General features: G+C 68.7%; 2 protein-coding genes and 3 pseudogenes. 4 read left to right on the forward strand and 1 reads right to left on the reverse strand.

The window, feature by feature from the left end:
• Positions 1–83: 83 nt before the first annotated feature.
• Positions 84–524: pseudogene (locus x551_RS24620) on the forward strand (GntR family transcriptional regulator); the annotation flags it as partial.
• A gap of 226 nt (positions 525–750) precedes the next feature.
• On the opposite strand, the gene x551_RS18605 reads toward x551_RS24620, so the two are convergent.
• Entirely contained in the window at positions 751–1,839 is a 1,089-nt protein-coding gene (locus tag x551_RS18605) for an MBL fold metallo-hydrolase (RefSeq protein WP_011830944.1), read from the reverse strand.
• A 119-nt stretch (positions 1,840–1,958) separates the two neighbouring features.
• Between x551_RS18605 and can the strand changes: the two genes are divergently transcribed.
• The 3 genes and pseudogenes from can to x551_RS24625 all read left to right on the forward strand — a co-directional run.
• Positions 1,959–2,630 carry a carbonate dehydratase gene (gene can, locus x551_RS18610; RefSeq protein ID WP_036234740.1) on the forward strand — a complete coding sequence of 224 codons (672 nt, stop codon included), beginning with the start codon at positions 1,959–1,961 and terminating at the stop codon, positions 2,628–2,630.
• Positions 2,630–4,485: pseudogene (gene aceK / locus x551_RS18615) on the forward strand (bifunctional isocitrate dehydrogenase kinase/phosphatase). The gene can and the pseudogene aceK overlap by 1 nt, the downstream one beginning before the upstream one ends.
• 20 nt (positions 4,486–4,505) lie before the next feature.
• A pseudogene (locus x551_RS24625) lies at positions 4,506–4,666 on the forward strand (acetyl-CoA C-acetyltransferase); the annotation flags it as partial.

The following is a 4,666-nucleotide window of genomic DNA, read 5'->3' on the forward strand; positions in this document are numbered from 1 at the left end:
GCGTCGCCGGCGTCCCCCCCGACCCGCAGGACGCCTCGCCGGCGCTGCCGACCGATCGCGTCTACGAGGCGGTCTATGCCGCCGTGATCGACCAGCGCCTGCCTCCCGGCACGCGGCTGCGCGAGGAGGAGCTGGCGCAGGCCTTCGCGGTCTCGCGCACGGTGGTGCGCCAGGCGCTGCACCGGCTGGCGCAGGACGGCATCATCGTGCTGCAGCCCAACCGTGGCGCCCGTGTGCCCGAGCCGACGCGGCGTGACGGCGAGCACGTGTTCGACGCCCGCCGCGTCGTCGAGTGCGAGGTGGTGCGCCGCCTCGCCGGCAAGCTGAGTGCGGCGCAACTGGCCGAGCTGCGCGCGCTGGTGGCGGCCGAGGAGCGTGCGACGCGTTCGCAGAACAAGCAGGAGGCGATCCGCCTGTCAGGCCGCTTCCACCTCGAGCTCGCGCGCCTGAGCGGCAACCCGATCTTCCTGCGGTTGCTGGAGGAGCTGTTGCCGACCACCTCGCTGCTGATGGCGCTGTACAAGGCGCCGGGCGAGCCGATGTGCGTGGCGCACAGCCACCGGCGCCTGCTGGCGGGCCTGGAGCGAGACGGGGGCGGGCGCCGCGGCGACGGAGATGCGCCGCCATCTCAACGAGATCGAGCGCTCGCTGTCGCAGCCGGCTTCCCCGGCGGTGCCCGCGCTGCGCGACGTGTTCCGCGCCTACCGCGGCGGCGGCACCTGACGGGTGGTGCGGGTCGGGCCGTTCTCGTCAGCCGGCGACGGCGAAGCGGTAGACGCCACTCGCACGGTCCACCTGACGCACCAGCCGCCCGTCGAACCACAGCGCGTGCAGGTGGGCGATCGCCTCGCCCAGCGCGAAGGTGGTCTGGTGCAGGTCGAGCGGGCGCTTGAACAGCACCGGCAGCAGCTCGGTCGCCGTCTTCGGGGCGGCGGCGCAGGCGGCCAGCACGTCGGCGAAGCGTTCGGCATGGTGGTCGCGCAACTGGTCGACGCGGGTGTGCAGGCCGGTGAAGGGGCGGCCATGGGCCGGCAGCACCAGCGTGTCGGGCGGCAGCGCGCGCATCCGCTCGATCGACTCGAGGTAGAGCCGCAGCGGGTCGGCCTCGGGTTCGAAGTCGAGCACGCTGACGTTGGTGCTGATGCGCGGCAGCACCATGTCACCCGAGATCAGCACGCCGAGCGCCTCGCAATGCAGCGCGATGTGCTCCGGCGCATGGCCGTAGCCGACGTGGCAACGCCAGCCATGGTCCCCGACGCGCAGCGTCTCGCCGTCGAGCAGGCGGTGGTAGCGCTGCGGCACCGACGGCACCATCGAGGCGTAGTAGTTCGAGCGCCGGCGGATCTTCTGCAGCGCGTCGGCGTCGGTCACGCCATGGCGCGCGAAGTGGGCTGCCGCTTCGTCGCCGCCGACGCCGGTGGTGCTGCGGCAGGCGATCCGAGCCGCGTTCCAGTCGGTCGCACTGATCCACAGCGGGCAGTCGCGCCCGATCACGCTCCAGCGCGTGGTCAGCCAGTCGGCCAGACCGATGTGGTCCGGGTGCATGTGGGTCACGATCACGCGCAGCACCGGCAGGCCGTCCAGGTGGTCGGCGAACACCTGCTCCCATGCGGCGCGGGTGGTGTCGTCGCCGATGCCGCAGTCGACGATGGCCCAGCCTTCCACCGGGCCGTCCGGACTCTCGAGCCGGTCGCGCAGCAGCCAGAGGTTGATGTGGTCCAGCGCGAACGGCAGCCGCATCCGCACCCACTTCACGCCCGGGGCGACGTCGAGGGCGTCGCCCAGCGCGGGCAGGGCATCGCCGAACGGGTAGCCCAATTGGTGTTCGAGAGCGTTCATCGCAGGTCGGGCTCGCCGCCGTGAAGTCCGGTGGCACGTTAACGCAAACGCCGGGACCGGTCGGTCGCCGACGCGTCAGGGGGCGCCTGCGTAAAATTGTGGCAAAGAGGAGCCGAAGCATGACCACCGACCTGAAAGAGCTGTTCGACAACAACCGCGAGTGGGCCAAGCAGACCGAGGTGCGCGAACCCGGCTTCTTCTCGCGGCTGCTCAAGCAGCAGTCGCCGCAGTACCTGTGGATCGGCTGCGCCGACAGCCGCGTGCCGGCCAACGACCTGGTCGGCTTGCTGCCCGGCGAGCTGTTCGTGCACCGCAACGTCGCCAACGTGGTGGTGCATTCCGACCTCAACTGCCTGTCCGTCGTGCAGTTCGCGATCGACATGCTGAAGGTGCAGCACCTGATCGTCGTCGGCCACTCCGGCTGCGGCGGCGTGGCCGCGGCGCTGGCCGACCGCCGTGTCGGCGTGGCCGACAACTGGCTGCGCCACGTGCAGGACGTGCGCAACAAGCACCAGACCTGGCTCGACGGCGTGCGCGAGGTCGACCGCGTCAACGCGCTGTGCGAGCTCAACGTCGTCGAGCAGGCGCTCAACCTGTGCAGCACCACCGTCGTGCAGGACGCCTGGCAGCGCAGCCAGCAGGTCGTCATCCACGGCTGGTTCTACGGTCTGCACAACGGTCTGCTCGAGGACCTGACGATGACGGTCGACAGCGCCGACGCGGTGATCCCCGCCTACCAGCGGGCGCTCGCCACGGTGAAGGCGCGCTACGACGCCCGGGGGGTCGCCTGATGGCGGGCAGCTTCGTCACCACCCTGAACGACCCGCGCGCCTTCGACATCGCCCAGGCGCTGCTCGACGGCTTCAACCGCCACTACAAGCTTTTCCGCCAGACCAGCGCCGAGGCCAAGCAGCGCTTCGAGGCGGCCGACTGGCACGGCCAGCAACGCGCGCAGCGCGAGCGCATCGAGTTCTACGACCTGCGCGTCGACGAGGCCGCGGAGCGGCTGGAGAACGAATTCCGCGCCAGCTCGCTGTCCGAGGAGACCTGGCAGCAGGTGAAGCTGTATTACATCGGCCTGCTGATCAACCACCACCAGCCCGAGCTGGCCGAGACCTTCTTCAACTCGGTCACCACCAAGATCCTGCACCGCAGCTACTTTCGCAACGACTTCATCTTCGTGCGCCCGGCGGTCAGCACCGAGTACATCGAGAACGAGGAGCCGGACTCGCTGCCGACCTACCGCGCCTACTACCCGAGCCGGCCGGGCTCGGCCGAGGGGTTGCGCGAGACGCTGCTGCGCATCGTCGACAACTACCAGCTCCAGCGCGAGTTCGAGGACCTGGGGCGCGACATCGACTACGTGCTGCAGGCGTTTCGCAACCAGTTCGGCGACGTCAAGCTCAGCGCCAACTTCCAGATCCAGGTGCTGGCCTCGCTGTTCTTCCGCAACAAGGGCGCCTACATCGTCGGCAAGGTCATCAACGGCTTTCGCGAGACCGGCTTCGCGCTGCCCGTGTTGCACAACTCGCGCGAACTGCTGACCATCGACACCGCGCTGTTCGGCGAGGACGAGCTGCTGCTGCTGTTCAGCTTCGCGCGCGCCTACTTCCTGGTCGACATGGAGATCCCGTCGGCTACGTGCAGTTCCTTCGTTCGCTGATGCCGCGCAAGCCGCGCTGGGAGCTGTACAACGCGCTGGGCCTGCAGAAACAGGGCAAGAACCAGTTCTACCGCGACTTCCTCTATCACCTGCGCCACTCTTCGGACAGCTTCCGCATCGCGCCCGGCATCAAGGGCATGGTGATGCTGGTGTTCGACCTGCCGAGCTTCCCGTTCGTGTTCAAGGTCATCAAGGATTTCTACCCGCCGCAGAAGGACACCACGCGCGAGCTGATCCAGAGCAAGTACCAGCTGGTGAAGACGCACGACCGGGTGGGCCGCATGGCCGACTCGCTGGAGTACAGCAACGTGGCCTTCCCGCGCCAGCGCTTCGAGCCCGAGCTGATCGAGGAGATCCGTCACTTCTGCCCCAGCCTGCTGGAGGAGGAGGGCGACAGCCTGGTGCTCAAGCACCTGTACATCGAGCGGCGCATGATCCCGCTCAACATCTACCTGCAGGAGGCCACGCCCGAGCAGATGAAGCATGCCGTCATCGAGTACGGCAACGCCATCAAGGACCTGGTGGCGGCCAACATCTTCCCCGGCGACATGCTGTGGAAGAACTTCGGCGTCACGCGCCACGGCAAGGTGGTGTTCTACGACTACGACGAGATCGAGTACCTGACCGACTGCAACTTCCGCAAGGTGCCCGAGCCGCGTACCGAAGAGGAGGAGATGTCGGGCGACATCTGGTATTCGGTCGGTCCCAAGGACGTGTTCCCCGAGACCTTCGGCCCTTTCCTGCTCGGCAACCCGACGGTGCGCGAGGTGTTCATGCAGCACCATGCCGAGCTGCTGGATCCGGCGTTCTGGCAGGGCCGCAAGGACCGCATCGCCGGCGGCTACGTGCACGACGTCTTCCCCTACGACCCGCACAAGCGCTTCCGCCGTCCGCTGGGGCTGGGCTTCGGCAGCCTCGACGCCGAGGCGGTGTCGCTGCATCCGGCGTCGGCGACCACGCAGCTCGGCCACAACCCCATCTGATCCTGTGAAGGAGTCTTGCCATGTCCACCGATGATCCGGTCGTGATCGTGTCGGCTGCGCGAACGCCGATCGGCGGGTTGCTCGGCGACCTGGCGGCGCTGGCGGCCTGGGAACTGGGCGCCGTCGCGATCCGCGCCGCGGTCGAACGCGCCGGCGTGCCGGGCGACGCCGTCGACGAGGT

This window comes from Methylibium sp. T29, from assembly GCF_000576205.1.
Lineage (GTDB): Bacteria > Pseudomonadota > Gammaproteobacteria > Burkholderiales > Burkholderiaceae_C > Methylibium > Methylibium petroleiphilum.

Coding starts and splice junctions, on each gene's coding strand:
- x551_RS18605 (WP_011830944.1), bottom strand. CDS start 1,839: ATGAACGCTCTCGAACACCAATTGGGCTACCCGTTCGGCGATGCCCTG.
- can (WP_036234740.1), top strand. CDS start 1,959: ATGACCACCGACCTGAAAGAGCTGTTCGACAACAACCGCGAGTGGGCC.